Origin of the sequence: uncultured Sphingomonas sp., from assembly GCF_913778135.1 — a bacterium.
In the GTDB taxonomy this organism is placed as follows: domain Bacteria; phylum Pseudomonadota; class Alphaproteobacteria; order Sphingomonadales; family Sphingomonadaceae; genus Sphingomonas.
This window is the reverse complement of sequence record NZ_CAJYVU010000198.1, coordinates 1-3,182: the sequence shown is the minus strand read 5'-3', so window position 1 is coordinate 3,182 and position 3,182 is coordinate 1. Positions and strand designations below refer to the sequence as shown.

The following is a 3,182-nucleotide window of genomic DNA, read 5'->3' as shown; positions in this document are numbered from 1 at the left end:
CGCCGCGCTTGCGGCGCGATCCCCAGGCGCTATCTGCCCTGCGCATGACCCATGACATTCACGTGATCGGCGGCGGGCTCGCGGGCTCGGAGGCCGCGTGGCAGCTCGCCGAAGCCGGTTTCAAGGTACGCCTGTCCGAAATGCGCGGCAGCGGCGAGAACACGCCCGCGCACCACACCGACCATCTCGCCGAGCTCGTCTGCTCGAACAGCTTTCGCTCGGACGATGCGGAATCGAACGCAGTCGGGTTGTTGCATCAGGAGATGCGCGCACTCGGTTCGCTGATCCTGCGCACCGGTGACGAGCACCGCGTACCTGCCGGCAGCGCGCTGGCGGTCGACCGCGACGGCTTTTCGGCAGGGGTGACATCGGCCCTTGAGACGCATGCCAACGTCACGCTCGTGCGCGAGCGCGTCGATGTACTGCCAGAAGGTCCCGCCATCATCGCGACCGGCCCGCTGACTGCGCCTGCGCTGTCCGACAGCATCGCCGCCGAGACCGGCCGCGATTCGCTCGCCTTCTTCGATGCAATCGCACCCATCGTGCATCGCGATTCGATCGACATGGATGTCGCCTGGGCGCAGTCGCGCTGGAACAAGGGTGACGGCACCGACTACATCAACTGCCCGCTCAACAAGGATCAGTACCATACCTTCGTCCAGGCGCTGCTCGACGGCGAGAAGACCGAGTATAAGGAATGGGAGAACGTCCCCTACTTCGAAGGCTGCATGCCGATCGAGGTGATGGCGGCACGCGGACCCGAAACGCTGCGCTTCGGGCCGATGAAGGGCGTCGGCCTCGACGTGCCGAGCACGGGTCGCTGGCCCTACGCCGCGGTGCAGCTCCGACAGGACAACGCGCAGGGAACGCTGTGGAACATCGTCGGCTTCCAGACCAAGCTGAAACACGCCGAGCAGGTTCGCATCTTCCGCACCATTCCGGGGCTTGAGAACGCCGAGTTTGCGCGGCTGGGCGGACTGCACCGCAACACCTTCCTGCGCTCGCCCGAGCTGCTCGACGGGACGTTGCGGCTGTCCTCGCGTCCCAACATCCGCTTCGCCGGACAGATCACCGGCTGCGAAGGCTATGTCGAGAGCGCCGCGATCGGCCTGCTCGCCGGGCGCTTCGCAGCGGCTGAGCTCGCCGGTCGCAACCTTCCCTCCCCGCCGCGTGAGACCGCGCTCGGCGCGCTGCTATCGCACATCACTGGCGACGCGGTGGCGGAGACGTATCAGCCGATGAACGTCAACTTCGGGCTATTCCCGCCGATCGCGGGCAAGACGAAGAAGGCCGATCGCAAGCGGATGTACACCGATCGTGGCCGCGCGGCGCTGGCCGGCTGGCTCGCCGCCTAGTCGTCGTCGCGCGCCGGCGTCGGTGTGCACGCGCACGCCGGGCGTTTCGACTTGCGTTTCGGCTTGGTCGTCGCGAATTCGCTCGCATTGAGCGCACCCGATCGGTCAGCATCGGCGTCGGTGAACCTCTTCGCCGTCTTCGCCGACCATTCGTCGAACGACAGCTGACCGTCGCCGTTCAGGTCCAGCTTCGCGAACGCCTTGCGCCGGCTGAGCAGATATTCCTCGCGCGTGATCTTCGCATCGCGATCCTTGTCATAGCGGTCGAAGCGTGTCTGCTCGCGCGTCCGTTCAGGCGCTTCGGGCAAGTTCGCCGGCGCGTCATCGACCGGTGCGGCACCGCTCTGCGGCATGGCCGGCATGATCGTCGCCGCACGCGCGGTCGCGCCGTCCTTCGTGTCGCCGAAGAACATCAGCCACCCGGCCCCACCCAGCAGCAACGCCGCCACTCCACCCACCAGATAGCGCCACATCGCTTCATGCCCCCCTGCCTTTGCGGAAGGCTAGCGATCCGCGGAAGCGGACGGAAGGCGTCAGCGTCCAATCATACGGAATCGCACGGTGCGGGCGGCACGCCGCGGTCCGTTGGCAAAGCCTCGCCCTGCCGCCGCCATATACGCGTCGAGCGCGAGTGCACCGATCGGCCGGGCGCCCCGCCATCGAGCGCCGAAGACAGTGTCGGCCAAGTCCAGTGCCGCCGCCGTTGCCTGATCGCGGATGGCTTCCTGACTGACGTTTGCCGCAAGGTCCGCAAAGGCCCAGAGCGCACCGGCCTGCGCAACCTGCGGATCATCCTCGCCGAGCAGTGCCGTAGCGGCCCGGAACAGCGTCGCGCCACGCAGATGCGCAAATTGCGTGAGTGTATCGGCAGCGGTGCGCTCCCGGTCGAGCAGAACCTCCCACCCCTCGGTCATCGTCGCCAGATCACGTCCGGCCACACGTCCTTCACTGATAAGGCCTGCCAATGCCCGCAGAAGCGGTTGCGCCGGTGGCGGAGCATGGTCGAGTTTTTCGAGCGCCTCGTACCACCACGTCAGCCGCATCTGCCCCACGATCGGCTGCTCGGTCGTGCGAACGATGTTCCCAAGCTGCCGGTCGAGCGCGAACAACGTGTCCACGCCGGTGCCCGCAAAGCGCGCACCGCACCAGGCAAAGATGTGCGACGGACTGCTAAGCGATTGAAAATCTAACACGGCCGTCAAATGGCCGCACAAGTCCGCTTCGACAAGCGTGACAAACGATCCATTAACTGTGTTCCTTGAAGCCATATTGGACGTTTCTGCGGCATCGCGGCGCGGTGAACCGTCGATCGACCCTGTCCGACAAGCGCTCGACGCGCGGCCAAGCTGGTATTCTGGTGCGGCTTTTGCGCGACCGCGCGGCCAATACGCTCATCATCGTGGCCGCCTCGCTCATCCCGCTGACCGCAATGGCTGGGTCTGCGATCGACATCGGTCGCATGTACGCGGTCAAGTCGCGGTTGCAGCAGGCGTGCGACGCCGGCGTGCTGGCGGGACGCAAATTCATGAAGGTCGACGGCACGAACACGCTCGATCAGAATGCAGCGACCCAAGCGCAGCAGTTCTTCAAGAACAATTTTCAAGCCGGGTGGATCGCAACCACCAACCCGGTCTTCTCACCGGTCAAGACCAGCGACCAGCAGGTATCCGGCACCGCGTCGGTTGTCGTGCCGATGAGCATCACCAAGATCATCGACGCCAAGGACGCGACCGTCAGCGTGTCGTGCAAGGCGCGTTACGACATCTCGGATACCGACGTGATCTTCGTACTCGATACGACTGGCTCGATGGCCTGCCGTCCCGAGGA

General features: G+C 65.5%; 4 protein-coding genes. 2 read left to right on the top strand and 2 right to left on the bottom strand.

Features of this window, described 5'->3' with window-relative positions:
• Positions 1 to 44 precede the first annotated feature (44 nt).
• The gene (gene trmFO / locus QZ847_RS16680) at positions 45 to 1,355 is read left to right on the top strand and encodes a methylenetetrahydrofolate--tRNA-(uracil(54)-C(5))-methyltransferase (FADH(2)-oxidizing) TrmFO (protein ID WP_294358769.1); all 1,311 of its coding nucleotides are present in this window, start codon (positions 45 to 47) and stop codon (positions 1,353 to 1,355) included.
• On the opposite strand, the gene QZ847_RS16675 is transcribed toward trmFO, so the two are convergent.
• Positions 1,352 to 1,828 (bottom strand): EF-hand domain-containing protein, encoded by a 477-nt coding sequence (locus QZ847_RS16675; protein WP_294358767.1) that lies wholly within the window; start codon positions 1,826 to 1,828, stop codon positions 1,352 to 1,354. The two genes, trmFO and QZ847_RS16675, sit on opposite strands and share 4 nt — an antisense overlap.
• A gap of 60 nt (positions 1,829 to 1,888) precedes the next feature.
• Entirely contained in the window at positions 1,889 to 2,473 is a 585-nt protein-coding gene (locus tag QZ847_RS16670) for a squalene/phytoene synthase family protein (RefSeq protein WP_294358763.1), read from the bottom strand.
• 179 nt (positions 2,474 to 2,652) lie between these two features.
• Here QZ847_RS16670 and QZ847_RS16665 point away from each other — a divergent pair.
• Positions 2,653 to 3,182 (top strand): TadE/TadG family type IV pilus assembly protein (locus QZ847_RS16665; protein WP_294358761.1); only part of this gene is annotated, 530 nt, incomplete at its 3' end.

Excerpts from the sequence above, each read along its gene's own strand:
- trmFO (WP_294358769.1), top strand. The coding sequence starts at position 45 with ATGACCCATGACATTCACGTGATCGGCGGCGGGCTCGCGGGCTCGGAG.
- QZ847_RS16675 (WP_294358767.1), bottom strand. The coding sequence starts at position 1,828 with ATGTGGCGCTATCTGGTGGGTGGAGTGGCGGCGTTGCTGCTGGGTGGG.